We start from the raw sequence: 13667 nt of genomic DNA, 5'->3' as shown, positions 1-13667 counted from the left end.
ATTCATAATACTACATTTGAAAAAAATTATTCTACGATGAATATTCAAACCAATTTCTCTTTAAAAAACTATAACACATTTGGGATTGAAGCCAAAGCCAAACAATTTGTTTCAGTAAGTTCGATTACTGAATTGAAAGAAGTGTTGACAGAAAACGACGCTATTTTTATTTTGGGTGGAGGAAGCAATATGCTTTTAACACAGGACATCGAAAAATTAGTCGTTCACGTTAATTTAAAAGGAAGAGAAATTGTTGAAGAAAACGATGATTTTGCCATTGTAAAAGCGCAAGCTGGTGAAAACTGGCACGAATTTGTACTTTGGTGTATTGACCAAAATTTCGGTGGAATTGAAAATTTATCATTGATTCCAGGAAACGTTGGTACAACTCCAATTCAAAATATTGGTGCATATGGCGTGGAAATTAAAGATACGATGTTTTCGTGCGAAGCTTTAAACTTAAAATCGTTAGAACTTGAAACTTTCACTAACGCGCAATGCAAGTTTGAATACCGTGAAAGTGTTTTCAAAAACGAATTGAAAAACCAATATATCATTACTTCAGTCTGTTTTAAATTGACTAAGAAAAACCATAAAGTTTCCACTACTTACGGCGCTATTGAAACCGAATTAAAACAAAACGAAATCGAAAACCCAACTCTAAAAGATGTTAGCAATGCAGTAATTACCATTCGTCAAAGCAAATTACCCGATCCAAAAGAATTAGGCAATAGTGGAAGTTTCTTTAAAAACCCGATTATTACTAAAGAAGCATTTGAAAAAGCAAAAGCACTTCACCCAGAAATGCCACATTATGTAGTTTCTGAAACCGAAGTAAAAGTTCCAGCTGGTTGGTTAATTGAACAAGCCGGTTTTAAAGGAAAACGTTTTGGTGATGCAGGTGTACATAAAAACCAAGCTTTGGTTTTAGTGAATTATGGAACTGCAACTGGAGCTGAAATAGTAGCGCTTTCGAGAAATATTCAACAAACCATTTTAGAAAAATTTGGAATTGCAATAGAAGCAGAAGTAAATATTATTTAAGTCAAATTTCTTTTGTAAATTTGCAGTTCAAAACAAAAAAAAGATGAAACTTGTATTAGTAACCATTGGACTTTTAGGACTTGCGTTTGCAGGTATCGCAATAAAAATTTGGGCAAAAAAAGACGGAAAATTTGCAGGAACTTGTGCAAGCCAAAGTCCGTTTTTAAATAAAGATGGCGAAAACTGCAGCTATTGCGGAAAAACTCCAGAACAAATGAAAGATTGCAACGAAGAATCGCACGCATAATTTTATCCATTTATGATACTAACAATACTCTTAATCGCTTTTGCGGTTATCGTGTTTATTCAATTTATTTATTACCTTTTTATTTTTGGAAAATTCTCATTTGGAAAAAAAGTTGATGGAACTCCGAAACGATTGCCTATCTCAATCATTGTTTGTGCTAAAAACGAAGAAGAAAACATCAAAAAATATTTTCAAACCTTAGTTACACAAAACTACCCTGATTATGAAATCGTTTTAATTGACGATGCTTCGAGCGATGAAACTTTAGAACTTTTTGAAGCATATGAAAAGCAGTATGCGAATGTAAAATTAGTAAAAGTTCAAAATAACGAAGCGTTTTGGGGGAATAAAAAATTTGCTTTAACTTTAGGAATCAAAGCCGCGAAAAATGAATATTTAGTATTCACAGATGCCGATTGCTACCCTGCTTCAAACGATTGGTTGTTGCATATTTCAAGCCAATTTACGAAAGAAAAAACCATTGTTTTAGGTTATGGTGCTTATGAAAAAGTAAAAAATTCGTTCTTAAATAAACTCATTCGCTTTGAAACCGTTTTAACCGCCACACAATATTTTTCTTGGGCAAAAATCGGAAAACCGTATATGGGTGTTGGAAGAAATTTAGCCTACAAAAGAGAAGAGTTTTTTAATGTTAGAGGTTTTATTGACCACATGAAAATTCGCTCTGGTGATGATGATTTATTTATCAATCAAGCAGCTAATCAAAAAAACACAGCTATTTTATACAATCCAGAAAGTTTTACATTTTCGGAACCAAAAACAACTTTTAAATCTTGGGTGTACCAAAAAAGAAGACATGCAACTACTGCTAAATACTACAAAGGATTTGATAAATTTCAGTTGGGTTTATTTTTCTTTAGCCAGTTTTGGTTTTTAGTTTTAGCGATTGTTTTATTAGCGTTTCAATTCCAATGGATGATTGTGACTGGAATAATTGTTTTTAGGTATTTATTCACTTGGATTTCATTAGGCTATGCCGCTGGAAAACTAAAAGAAAAAGATGTGATGTATTGGTATCCAATTATCGAAATTGTACTTATCTTTACGCAACTGAGCGTATTTTTTAGAAACCTCATCTCAAAACCTGTACATTGGAAGTAAATTCAGTTATTATTCAAGAAAACATTGAAAAAGCAAAAAAGGGAGACCAAGTTGCTTTCACATTTTTATTGGATTTTTTCTGGAATGAAGTGTACGGATTCATGCTAAAACGAACCGAAAACGAAACGGACACCGAAGATATTGTCATTGAAACTTTCGCAAAGGCATTTGATAAAATCGCGACTTACAATCCCGAATATGGGTTTAATACTTGGTTGATTGCGATTGCAAAAAATGTTCATATCGACATGCTTCGCAAAAAGAAATCGTCTTTATTTATTGAAATGAATGACGAAGAAGACCATCAAGCCTATAGTGTTGCAGATGACTCCAATTCTGCTGAAGACGAACTAATTATCGAACAAAATTTAGCCCAATTATTACAATACATTAAACAATTGAAACCTGCTTATCAGGAAGTGATTCAAATGCGCTATTTTCAAGAAATGACCTACCAAGAAATGGCAGAACAAATTGATGAACCACTCAACAACATCAAAATCAAACTGCTTCGAGCTAAGAAATTGTTGGCGGAGATTATTTCGGGGAAGTAATTCACTTTTACATTTCCTAAAACTTTCCTAAAGTTTTCTCATTTTCTAAATTCTTACTTCAAAATTCTAAATTTGATATCGTATCTTTGTCCATCAAAATTTTGATTATGGACACGGCTATTGAAAATGTTTTTCCACCAAGAGAACCCAAACCAAAATGGTTGCGCGTAAAATTACCAACCGGTAAAAACTACACCGAACTTAGAGGTTTAGTAGACAAATACAAACTGAATACGATTTGTACTTCAGGGAGTTGTCCTAATATGGGCGAATGTTGGGGCGAAGGAACAGCAACTTTCATGATCTTAGGAAATATCTGTACACGTTCATGCGGCTTTTGTGGTGTAAAAACCGGTCGTCCAGAAACGGTGGATTGGGACGAACCTGAAAAAGTAGCGCGTTCTATCAAAATTATGAACATCAAACATGCTGTAATTACTAGCGTTGATCGTGATGATTTAAAGGATATGGGTTCAATTATTTGGGCAGAAACCGTGAAAGCCATTCGCCGAATGAATCCAAATACAACATTAGAAACCTTAATTCCAGATTTTCAAGGTAACACTAGAAATATCGACAGAATTATCGAAGTAGCTCCAGAAGTAGTTTCGCACAATATGGAAACCGTAAAACGATTGACTCGTGAGGTTCGTATTCAAGCTAAATATGAAAAAAGTTTAGAAGTGTTACGCTATTTGAAAGAGCAAGGCATCAAAAGAACAAAATCGGGCATCATGTTAGGTTTAGGTGAAACGGAAGAAGAAGTGATTCAAGTTTTACACGATTTAGCTGAAGCAAAAGTGGATATTGTTACGATTGGTCAGTACTTACAACCAAGTAAAAAACATTTACCGGTTAAAGAATACATCACGCCAGAACAATTCGCAAAATACGAACAAATAGGAAAAGAATTAGGTTTTAGACATGTAGAAAGCGGTGCTTTGGTACGTTCTTCTTATCATGCGGAGAAACATATTCATTAAAAAAGGTTATGAGGTTAGAAGGTTATACGTTTAAAAGAGTTTCTGAAACTTATAAACTTTATTTCCTTTTAAACTTTTAAACCCATAAACTTTTAAACTAAAGAATGAAAACACGAATTGCTATTAATGGTTTTGGAAGAATTGGACGAAATTTATTCCGATTACTTTTAAATCATCCTACTATTGAAGTAGTTGCCATCAACGACATTGCCGATAACAAAACAATGGCACATCTGGTAAAATACGATAGCATTCACGGAGTTTTAAAGCAAAACGTTTCGTTTTCTGATAATTCAATTAGTATTGACGACAAATCGTATTTATTTTTTCACGAAAGAGATATTAAAAATTTAGATTGGAAGTCGTTAAACATTGATATTGTTATTGAATCGACTGGAAAATTCAAAACATTTGAAGATATTAACCAACATATTTTAGCGGGAGCGAAAAAAGTAATTCTTTCGGCACCATCTGAAGTTGAAGAAATAAAAACAGTTGTTTTAGGTGTAAATGAACACATTTTAGACGGAAGCGAAAGCATTATTTCCAACGCAAGTTGCACCACCAACAATGCGGCTCCGATGATTAAAATCATTCAGGAATTGTGCGAAGTGGAACAAGCGTATATTACAACAATTCACTCCTTTACTACCGATCAAAGTTTACACGACCAACCGCACAAAGATTTACGTAGAGCTCGTGGCGCATCACAATCTATTGTTCCAACAACAACGGGAGCAGCAAAAGCATTGACAAAAATTTTTCCAGAATTAGAAGGAAAAATTGGTGGTTGTGGTATTCGCGTTCCTGTTCCAGATGGTTCATTGACTGATATTACTTTCAATGTCAAACGACAAGTTTCTATTGAAGAAATCAATCAAGCCTTTAAAAAAGCAGCTGGAACAAATTTAAAAGGAATTTTAGATTACACCGAAGACCCAATTGTTTCGGTAGATGTTATTGGAAATCAAAATTCTTGCTTATTTGATGCACAACTTACTTCCGTGATTGACAAAATGGTTAAAATTGTGGGTTGGTATGACAACGAAATTGGTTATTCCTCTCGATTAATTGACTTAATTAGTTTCGTTTCTAAAAAATAAAGTTTTTTTTTATCTGTAAAAAACTTAAATTGCAGGGTTAAAAAGTAATCTTGACTTAAATTGATCAAACAATTTGTAATATTTTTACTATTTGTAACTTTTTCAAGTTACTCACAATCTGTATATAAAGATGTTGCAAAAATAAGTGATAGTACCGATTATTACCTAGAAATTGGACTCTTCAACAAAGAAGACAAAAAATCCTATAAAAGAGCCATTGAATTCACCGAAAAAGCAATTGAATACGCAAAATCTAAAAATCTAAACAATAAATTAGCCGATGCTTACTTGCAATTGGGAAATATTTATTATGATTTAGAAAAAAATAATTTAGCTATTGATTATTTTATTAGAGCGGTAAATACATTTGATAGAGAAGAGCCAAAAACAAACTTAGCACTTTCATATTATGGATTAGGCAAATGCTATTTAAGAAAAGATAATATTAAAGTTGCAGAAATTTACTTTGAAAAAGCAGCTTTATTATATGAAAAATTAAATTTTTATGAAGCAATAGAGTTGATTAATTTACAGAAAGGAATTATCAAAAAAGAAAAAAAAGACTATTCAGAAGCGTCTGCAATTTTATTATCCGTTATTAAAAATTTAGAAGACGATACTTTTTTAAGCACTAAATGTGAAGCCTATTTTCAATTGGGAGAAATTGAAATGGCACAAAAAAATTACACAAATGCTATTCGTTATTATGAAATGGCTAACACTACTAATAAAACCAATAAAAGTGATTTTGAGTGTTCAAAAAAAATTTTAAAACAGTTAAGTAATGCATATGAAAAAACAAATAACACAAAAAAATCTCATTTATATTTAAAAGAATATGCCGCATTAACAGACTCTATTACAAAAAACTTTTTAAGCTTTGATTCTGAAAATATGATTGATAAAATTCAGTTTGACGAGCAATTAAAAACAATTGAACAATTAGACAAAGAAAAGAAAAGCCAACAAAAAACATTGCGTTTTTCAAAGTTAATCAGTATTTTAAGTATTGCATTAATTTCGATTTTATCCCTTTTGAGTTTATCTTTATATAAAAATAATAAGATTAGAATTAGCACTAACAAACTATTAAAAGAAAAAAATAAAGAATTAATTGCCGAAAAAGAACGAGCAGAATTAGCCTCTAAAGCAAGAGCCGATTTCTTATCAACGGTAAGTCACGAATTACGAACACCATTAAATGCAATTAATGGGATTACCTATCTTTTACTTCAAGAAAAACCAAAAGCAAATCAGTTAAATTACTTGAAATCACTAGAGTTTTCAGGAAATTATTTATTAAACTTTATCAACGACATTTTAGAAATTAATCGTTTAGAATCTGATAAAGTAACCGTAGAAAAAATTAGCTTTGACTTAAAAGAACTCATCGAGAATATTACTATTTCATTTAAAGAATTTATTAATGAAAATAAGATTAATTGTCACTTACACATTGACAAATCTATCACAACTAACTTAAAAGGAGATCCTACAAAATTGTCTCAAATTATCATAAATTTATTGAACAACGCTATTAAATTCAGCAAGAATGGAGATGTTTGGTGTACTGTTAAAAAAATCAATGAATCCAATAATGAAATAAAATTATACTTTGAAGTAAAAGATAACGGAATCGGAATTCCTATCGACAAACAAGAAACCATTTTTGATAGTTTTAGCCAAGGCTCGGTTGAAATTAATCGCACATATGGAGGAACTGGTTTAGGACTTTCTATTGTTAAGAAAATTCTTGAATTAATGGGAAGCAGTATTCATTTAAAAAGTGAAAGTGGAAAAGGAAGCACTTTTTCTTTTGAATTAGAATTTGAAAAAGCTACCAAAGATGAAGTTAAACCGGAAGTAAACCATAAAATTGAATACTTAAATCAGAAAAACATTCTGTTGGTTGAAGACAACAAAATTAACCAAATGATAACCCAAAAAATGCTAGAAAAGAAAGGTATTTCATGTGTTATCATAGACAATGGAGAAGATGCGATTGAAAATGCGAAAACCAATCATTATGACCTAATTTTAATGGATGTTCATTTACCTGGCATCAACGGTACTGAAGCCACTACTGAAATTAGAAAGTTTGACACAACAACCCCTATTATTGCCTTAACAGCCATTTCTTTAAATGAAAATAAAGAAATGCTCTTGTCCTACGGAATGAATGAAGTAATTACCAAACCATTTGAACCAGAGCATTTTTATAATGTTGTAACCGCTTATTTAACTAATACTGAGCAATCAAATTCTTAATTAAATTTCTCACATGTGGTTCTGCTTTTTTAGCAGCTTCCAAAACTTCTTCGTGATTTACTTCTTCAATATTTTCTTCATCGCCCATATCAGTAATCACAGAAACACCAAAGCATTCCATATTCATGTGACGTGCAACAATGACTTCCGGAACAGTTGACATTCCAACGCAATCAGCACCTAAGACTTTTACCATTTTATATTCGGCAAGCGTTTCAAAGGTTGGTCCTTGTAAACCCAAATAAATACCTTTTTTTAAATCGATATTCAGTTCATTTGCTACTTCAAATGCTTTTGAATTCATTGCTTTAGAATACGGTTCGCTCATATTCACAAATCTTGGCCCAAAACGCTCATCATTATGACCGCGTAAAGGATGTTCAGGCATCATATTGATGTGATCTGTAATCACAACTACATCACCTACTTTATACGAAGGATTAACACCTCCAGAAGCATTGGATACAATTAGCTTTTCTACTCCTAAATATTTCATTACACGCACCGGAAACGTTACTTGTTTCATATCGTAACCTTCGTAAAAATGAAAACGACCTTGCATTGCCACCACTTTTTTTCCTTCAATTGTTCCAAAAACCAAAGCGCCTTTATGCCCTTGAACTGTTGAAATTGGAAAATTTGGAATATCTGTGTAAGGTAAAGTATGTTCGATGGTTATATCAGCAGTAAATCCGCCCAATCCAGAACCTAAAATCACACCATATTCAGGCGTAAAATTGGTTTTATTTTTAATGAAACTAACTGTTTCTTGAACCTTGTCCCACATAATCTTGTATTGTTTTATCAATAGTTGCATTTATAAAAACCGATTTTATTGGCAAATAGAACAATTGCGTCTTAGGCAATAATCCATTTAAACGAACAAAATCTTTTTCTGTTGTACTAATTTTTCTTCCGTTAGCTTTTGCCAAAATTTGCTCACAATCTTGCTTTGAAAAATGGTGATGATCTGGAAAAACCAATGTTTCATCCATTTCATTTTTTAGAAAATCGAAAAATAGCTTTGGTTTTGCAATTCCAGCAACTAAAAGTTTACTTTCTGATTGAATTTCTGAAACCAATAATTGAGTGTCATTTCCAAAAACATAATCATCATATTCAATAGTTGTAAAATAAACCGATTGCTTCACATTCAACTTTTTTGCAATTTTCTGCTGTGCAAGTTCTGACAAATCCTTTGGACATTTGGTGACAATTATCATATCCGCACGTTTTTTACCAGAAGACGGTTCGCGTAAATTCCCGAAAGGCAAGATATAATCGTCGCAAAACAAATCGTCGTAAGCCGTGAGTAAAATATAAAAGCCTGCTTTTACTTTTCTGTGCTGAAAAGCGTCATCCAATAAAATAACATCTGGTTTATCTTGAAGTTGTACTAATTTTTCAATTCCGTTTTTACGATTGGCATCAACAGCGACTTGAATGTTTGGAAATTTAGAATAAAATTGAAAAGGCTCGTCACCAATTGATGTCGCTGTAGCTTTTTCATCGGCCAAAATAAAGCCTTCAGTTGAACGCTTGTATCCACGACTCAAAACTGCAACTTTATAATTTTCAGAAAGTAAGCGGATTAAATACTCGATTTGCGGGGTTTTTCCTGTTCCACCAACGCTTAAATTCCCTACTGCAATGATAGGAATACCAAACGAATGGCTTTTCAAAATGCCTTTGTCGTAAAGCCAATTTCGGATAAACGTAATGAGCCAATACAAAAAGGCTAATGGGAAAAGTATTTTTCGTAACAAAATCATACTACGAAAGTATACTATTTTATCTTTATAATAAAGTTTATGTGATTTATCATTTCATTTCTAACGAGTATTTTGTTAATTTGTGTAATAATTTACCAAAATCAAACAACATGCAACTTTCCAATATACTTTCTGTTCTTGAAGAAATGGCACCCTTAGGTTATGCCGAAGATTTTGACAATGTTGGGCTTTTAGTTGGAAATCCAAATCAGGAAATTTCAGGCATTTTAGTTTGCCATGATGCTTTGGAATCGGTGATTGATGAAGCGATTGCTAAAAAATGTAATTTGGTGGTTTGCTTCCACCCTATTTTGTTTTCTGGAATAAAGAAAATTACTGGAAAAAATTATGTGGAACGTGCGATTTTGAAAGCGATTAAAAACGATATTGCTATTTATGCTGTTCATACCGCATTGGACAATCATCAAAATGGTGTAAACAAAATTTTCTGTGATGTTTTAGGTTTGAAACATTCCAAAGTTTTGATTCCGAAAGAAAATTATATTCAAAAATTAGTTACATATACTATTCCTGAAAATGTTGAAAAATTGCGAAATGCCTTGTTTGACGCTGGTGCAGGAAAAATTGGCAATTATGAAGATTGCAGTTTTAATTCACAAGGAATTGGAACTTACATGGGAAATGAACATTCAAATCCTGAATTTGGTGAGCGATTTGAATTTGTAGAAACACCAGAAATTAAAATCGAAGTTACTTTTGAAAACCATTTGCAAGGTAAAATTTTGAAGGCTTTATTCAAAAATCATGTGTATGAAGAAGTGGCGTACGAAATCTATCAATTAGAAAACAAACATCAAAATATTGGTTTAGGAAGAGTTGGTGAATTTGAAAATCCGCTATCAGAAACCGAATTTTTACAATTAGTAAAAGAAAAACTACAATGTGAAGGCATCAGACATTCTGCTTTTACAGGAAAATCAATAAAAAAAGTAGCCGTTTTAGGCGGAAGCGGAAGTTTTGCTATTAAAAACGCAATAACCTCAGGAGCAGATGCTTATCTTACAGCAGACCTAAAATATCATCAATTCTACGAAGCTGAAAATCAGTTACTTTTGGCAGATATTGGTCATTTTGAAAGCGAAAGGTATACAAAAAATTATATAGTTGATTTTCTTAAAGAAAAAATCACTAATTTTGCACCCAATTCGCTGCAATGCGGAATTATTTTATCAGAAGAAAATACAAATCCAGTTAAGTACTTTTAAATATGGCAACCATCAAAGAGATAAACGTAGAAGATAAGTTAAGAGCCCTTTATGCTTTACAATTAGTTGATTCTAAAATTGACGAAATCAGAAATGTGAGAGGTGAATTACCTCTTGAAGTAGATGATTTAGAAGATGAAGTAGCAGGACTTTCTACTCGTTTAGACAAATTAAAAAGTGATTTAGAAACAATTGATGACCAAATCAAAGAAAAGAAAAACGCAATCGACGGACACAAAGAATCGATTAAAAAATACTTAGAGCAACAAAAAAATGTTCGTAACAATAGAGAATTTAACTCTTTAACTAAAGAAGTGGAATTTCAGGAATTGGAAATTCAATTGGCTGAAAAACACATTAAAGAAATGAAAGCTTCTATTGAGCACAGAAAAGAAGTTATTGCTCAAACTAAAGAAAGATTAGACGGTAAACAAACGCATTTGAAACATAAGAAAGCTGAATTAAGCGACATTATGGCTGAAACGGAAAAAGAAGAAAACTTTTTAACTGCAAAATCAGCAGAATTAAGAGGTCAAATCGAAGAGCGTTTAATTGCTGCTTACGACAGAATTAGAACAAGTGTTAGAAACGGTTTAGCGGTAGTTTCTATTGAGCGTGGCGCATCTGCTGGTTCTTTCTTTACTATTCCACCACAAACACAAATGGAAATTGCTGCACGTAAAAAAATTATTACAGATGAGCACAGTGGAAGAATTTTAGTAGACGGTTTATTAGCCGACGAAGAAAAAGAAAAAATGGAAAAATTATTTGCAACGATCTAATTGATTCCATAACAATAAATGAAAGTCCTTTTTTTAAAAGGGCTTTTTTTTGTTTTATAGCACAGAGTTAGCAGAGTTTTTTTTAATTTTAATTGTGTTGAAAGAGATACACAGAGATATTTACTATTATAAACTTTTAAGGTAAAATACTTAGCGAACCTTGCGAAAAAACTTTGCGCTCTTTGCGGTTAAAATATTTACACCGAGATTCACTGATATTTTTTGACTTTGATTGTGTTGGAAAGAGATACACAGAGCGCTTAACTTTTTAAAAACTTATAAAGAAACTTTGTGTTACTCTGTGTAAACTTTGAGAAACTTTGTGTAACAAAAAAATCACTAAAAAATTCTATCTTTGCTACATGGAAGAAAATGCAACCCGAATTAATAAATTTTTATCAGAAACTGGTTTTTGTTCACGCAGAGAAGCCGATCGTTTGATTGAACAAGGAAGAGTTACTATTAACGGAAAAGTTCCGGAAATGGGCACAAAAGTGACGCCAAGTGACGAAGTGCGAGTGAACGGAAAATTGATTCAGGAACGCAATGAAAAACCAATTTATTTAGCCTTCAACAAGCCTGCAGGGATTGAATGTACGACCAACTTAGACGTAAGAGACAATATTATTGATTTCATCAACTATCCTGAGCGTATTTTTCCGATTGGACGTTTAGATAAAGCCAGTGAAGGTTTGATTTTTATGACCAATGATGGCGATATTGTAAACAAAATTCTTCGTGCGAGAAACAACCACGAAAAAGAATATATCGTAACCGTAAACCATCCAATTACCGATCGATTTATTGAACGAATGGCAAACGGAATTCCGATTTTGGAAACGATCACCAAGAAATGTAAAGTAGAACAAATTAGCAAATTTGTGTTCCGAATTATTTTAACGCAAGGTTTGAATAGACAAATTCGTAGAATGTGTGAATATTTGGATTATGAAGTAACGGCTTTGAAACGTACCCGAATTATCAACATTTCCTTAGATGTTGCCGAAGGCAAATATCGCAACTTAACTGATGCCGAAGTTGCCGAATTAAACAAATTGATTGAACCTTCTAGCAAAACTGAAGAAGCAAGTTTACCAAGCAATAAAGGGAAATTTACGGGTAAGAGAAATTATGGGGAAAGGAATAGGTAGGAAATAAATCATATAATTTGAAAAAGCATGGGAAATTTTCTCATGCTTTTTTTGCTATGTGGGAACGAGCTTTATGAATATTTTGGCTTGAATTTTTTTTAAACCAAATTAAGATTAGTTTAAAAAAGGAAATATGAGTATCGGAATAAATACGTTTTTATTTAGTGAATTTTGAAGCTCTCCATGAGGCTAACATTTTTTCGCCTTTTGACTGATCGATATACATAATATTAACAGCTAACTCTTTTTTTCCAAATAATCTATTAAACATCATACAGTACATTTCCATTTTATTTGGAAAAATAACTTTCATTTTATATACTTGAAAATCTAAATTATCAATTTTTTCTATTGTATTACTTCTTTCTATTGTTATCCCAGGCATTTGGGCCATAAATGTCTCATACAGAATATCATTTACAGCTTTACACGTCTCTATGTAATCCCCATCAACTGCTACATCAAACGGCTGAAAAGAGGACTCAAAATAGTTTACAGTTCCGCTTTTAAAAACAAATATAGTTTTTGAATGATTGATTATTTCTTCGCCAAAAGTATCTTCAATTGCATTAGCCCCTTTATTTTGCATAGCAATCCATTCCTTTTCTTCGACAGTTTCAAAACCTTCAGGAATTATGATTGTCCAATTAAAATCTTTATTATAAATTTTATTTTCAGTCTTTGATTGTGAAAAACCATGATAAGAAATTAAATTAAAACAAAGGAAAATAAAAAATATTTTTTTCATCATTATTTTTTTTGAAAAAATATTAGACATTGCTAATATATGTTAGTTATTACTGACTTTTAATCACTTATAATCCATGCTCTCTTAACTGGATTAGACTAGGCGAAATTTACAAAATCTTTTCAAATTAAAACACTTTAATACGTAATCTTATAAATATTTAAACAGCTGATTCCATCACATAATCATCCATTACATAACCATTCCCTATTTCGATTACTTCGTCTTTTACAATAGTAAAACCTAACTTTTCGTAGAAAAAACGGGCTTTGTTGTATTTGTTTACGTTTAAAAAAATGGCTTTTTGGTTTTGTGCAATGGCAATTTCAATGGCTTTGTCTATTAATAATTTGCCCAAACCTTTACCTTGTTCGGTAGGCAACACATAAATTTTGTGAATTTTAAGTTTTTGAGAATGGTAACAATTTAATTCGTAGGACAAAAAACCAACGGCTCTTTCAGCATCTTTTAGGAGTAAAAAATGTTGCCCATTTTGGAATTGTGTTTCAAGTGCTTCAAGGCTATAAAACTGCGCTAACATATACTGCAACTGCTCCGGCGAAAGGATTTCTCCATAAGCAGTAGGCCAAATTTCGTAAGCTAATTCAGCTACAATACTTAGTTGTTCTTTTTGTAGTGGTACAATATTCATTTTGCTAAAATAAAA

14 protein-coding genes are annotated in these 13667 nt (G+C 32.0%); 10 read left to right on the top strand and 4 right to left on the bottom strand.

What is annotated here, in order from left to right; all coding sequences use genetic code 11:
- The 7 genes from murB to OLM52_RS14080 all read left to right on the top strand — a co-directional run bounded on the left by murB (position 1) and on the right by OLM52_RS14080 (position 7321).
- Positions 1–1044, top strand: a complete 1044-nt coding sequence (gene murB, locus OLM52_RS14110) for a UDP-N-acetylmuramate dehydrogenase (RefSeq protein ID WP_264550559.1) — start codon at positions 1–3, stop codon at positions 1042–1044.
- Between the two features lie 43 nt (positions 1045–1087).
- Positions 1088–1291 (top strand): membrane or secreted protein, encoded by a 204-nt coding sequence (locus OLM52_RS14105; RefSeq protein WP_133610600.1) that lies wholly within the window; start codon positions 1088–1090, stop codon positions 1289–1291.
- A gap of 12 nt (positions 1292–1303) precedes the next feature.
- Complete coding sequence (locus OLM52_RS14100; RefSeq protein ID WP_264549113.1) at positions 1304–2413, top strand: glycosyltransferase; 1110 nt, start codon at positions 1304–1306, stop codon at positions 2411–2413.
- Complete coding sequence (locus OLM52_RS14095) at positions 2404–2967, top strand: RNA polymerase sigma factor (protein WP_073580296.1); 564 nt, start codon at positions 2404–2406, stop codon at positions 2965–2967. Before OLM52_RS14100 ends, OLM52_RS14095 begins: the two co-directional genes overlap by 10 nt.
- Positions 2968–3074: 107 nt before the next feature.
- Positions 3075–3950, top strand: coding sequence for a lipoyl synthase (gene lipA / locus OLM52_RS14090; RefSeq protein WP_264549112.1), 876 nt, complete (start codon positions 3075–3077; stop codon positions 3948–3950).
- A gap of 104 nt (positions 3951–4054) precedes the next feature.
- A complete protein-coding gene (gap, locus tag OLM52_RS14085; protein ID WP_264549111.1) occupies positions 4055–5053 on the top strand; it encodes a type I glyceraldehyde-3-phosphate dehydrogenase in 999 nt (332 codons plus the stop codon).
- A 60-nt stretch (positions 5054–5113) separates the two neighbouring features.
- The gene (locus OLM52_RS14080) at positions 5114–7321 is read left to right on the top strand and encodes an ATP-binding protein (protein ID WP_264549110.1); all 2208 of its coding nucleotides are present in this window, start codon (positions 5114–5116) and stop codon (positions 7319–7321) included.
- Here the strand turns inward: OLM52_RS14080 and OLM52_RS14075 are convergent.
- Complete coding sequence (locus OLM52_RS14075; RefSeq protein WP_264549109.1) at positions 7296–8108, bottom strand: purine-nucleoside phosphorylase; 813 nt, start codon at positions 8106–8108, stop codon at positions 7296–7298. The two genes, OLM52_RS14080 and OLM52_RS14075, sit on opposite strands and share 26 nt — an antisense overlap.
- On the bottom strand, positions 8080–9093 hold the full coding sequence (gene lpxK, locus OLM52_RS14070) for a tetraacyldisaccharide 4'-kinase (RefSeq protein WP_264549108.1): 1014 nt from the start codon (positions 9091–9093) through the stop codon (positions 8080–8082). Before lpxK ends, OLM52_RS14075 begins: the two co-directional genes overlap by 29 nt.
- Before the next feature lie 110 nt (positions 9094–9203).
- On the opposite strand from lpxK, the gene OLM52_RS14065 reads away from it, so the two are divergent.
- The 3 genes from OLM52_RS14065 (at position 9204) to rluF (ending at position 12252) form a co-directional block, all read left to right on the top strand.
- Positions 9204–10319, top strand: coding sequence for a Nif3-like dinuclear metal center hexameric protein (locus OLM52_RS14065; RefSeq protein ID WP_264550558.1), 1116 nt, complete (start codon positions 9204–9206; stop codon positions 10317–10319).
- A 2-nt stretch (positions 10320–10321) separates the two neighbouring features.
- Positions 10322–11101 (top strand): zinc ribbon domain-containing protein, encoded by a 780-nt coding sequence (locus tag OLM52_RS14060; RefSeq protein ID WP_264549107.1) that lies wholly within the window; start codon positions 10322–10324, stop codon positions 11099–11101.
- A 362-nt stretch (positions 11102–11463) separates the two neighbouring features.
- Positions 11464–12252 carry a 23S rRNA pseudouridine(2604) synthase RluF gene (gene rluF / locus OLM52_RS14055; protein WP_264549106.1) on the top strand — a complete coding sequence of 263 codons (789 nt, stop codon included), beginning with the start codon at positions 11464–11466 and terminating at the stop codon, positions 12250–12252.
- Between the two features lie 157 nt (positions 12253–12409).
- Here the strand turns inward: rluF and OLM52_RS14050 are convergent, their stop codons facing one another.
- Together OLM52_RS14050 and OLM52_RS14045 are read right to left on the bottom strand one after the other, a co-directional pair.
- Complete coding sequence (locus OLM52_RS14050) at positions 12410–13000, bottom strand: hypothetical protein (protein WP_264549105.1); 591 nt, start codon at positions 12998–13000, stop codon at positions 12410–12412.
- Positions 13001–13160: 160 nt separating this feature from the next.
- The gene (locus OLM52_RS14045; RefSeq protein WP_264549104.1) at positions 13161–13652 is read right to left on the bottom strand and encodes a GNAT family N-acetyltransferase; all 492 of its coding nucleotides are present in this window, start codon (positions 13650–13652) and stop codon (positions 13161–13163) included.
- Positions 13653–13667: the final 15 nt, after the last annotated feature.

Source organism: Flavobacterium sp. N2820 (assembly GCF_025947285.1).
Taxonomy (GTDB): Bacteria; Bacteroidota; Bacteroidia; order Flavobacteriales; family Flavobacteriaceae; genus Flavobacterium.
The sequence above is the reverse complement of the archived record's forward strand: the minus strand, read 5'-3'. Positions and strand labels throughout refer to the sequence as shown.